Below are 1,127 nucleotides of genomic sequence, written 5' to 3' on the forward strand. Positions count from 1 at the left end.
AATAAATGGCATATACGGTTTATAGTAGCGGTATATATTTGGTTTATAATTTTTATAAAAATCGCAGTATTTTTTTATAAAAATTATAATTATATCTAGCCAAAACCTTCGGTTTTATAAGTTATAATATATAGTCATTCCATAGTTTATTTAGTCTAACCTTATGAATTCTATCTACATAAACGTAGGCATCAAACTAGTTTTAAAGATATAGAATTACTGATTTAACAAAGTGAGTATCAGCTATAAATATTAGCTTACAGATTAAATTATTATATATTCTCTCTGCTGATATTTATTTTCAAATTAATAAAGATAGTAGTTATGTTTTTATTAATTTGAAAAATACTCTTTTATCTTTTCTTAATATTACTAAAATAATCTAGCATCTTTTCTATGGAAGGGTTTTTCAATATTATTACTGAAGGAATAAACACTAGCAAGCTTTAGCACAATATCATCCGATAAAGGGATGTTTCTTCCGATAAATGACATTCGACTAATAAAGAAGCCAAAATTAAGTAAAAATTGATACCTGTTTTTATTTAAATTCGCTAATCCGAATAAATGTAATAGGCATTTATTTTACTAATACACTTATATTTATTTTACTTCTACTGTTATTGCAAAAATCATAAAACTTGCGCGTTATAATGACATTTCAGTTATCATGTGCCCCGATCGGCGCTCTACAAAATTGAAAATTTAAAGGAACACCAATGTCATCTCAGCAGCAGCATATAACCATCTCCCTGCCCCGCGGCACACTCAGTCTGACTTATCAGACCAACTGCGGGACAAGTCATGATGACTTAGAAAAAAACAACCGTTACCAATTAGAAGATTTACTTGGATTTGCGCAGCGTATCAATCCAAAACGTGCATTTTTGTTTGTATCAAAAGTGTTGGGGCGGCATATTCCAGTTGCACCTACGACTATGCGCCAAGCATTCACTGATTTGGCAAACTCAGTCCCTAGTAACTTACCTGAGCCGATTTTAGTCGTTGGGATGGCAGAAACTGCCGTTGGTCTATCTGCTGGTGTCCATCAAGCGCTACAAACGCGCTATCCAAATGCCCTATTGTTAAACTCTACTCGTCATGCCCAGCATGCAGACAGTGACGAA

The 1,127-nt window shown here is 33.0% G+C and carries 1 protein-coding gene; it reads left to right on the forward strand.

Annotation, left to right across the window (positions count from 1 at the left end; all coding sequences use genetic code 11):
• Positions 1-719: 719 nt before the first annotated feature.
• A partial coding sequence (locus ACS8FD_RS16130; RefSeq protein WP_439276590.1) for a phosphoribosyltransferase domain-containing protein occupies positions 720-1,127 on the forward strand: 408 nt, incomplete at its 3' end.

The organism is Psychrobacter sp. 1U2 (assembly GCF_051847575.1).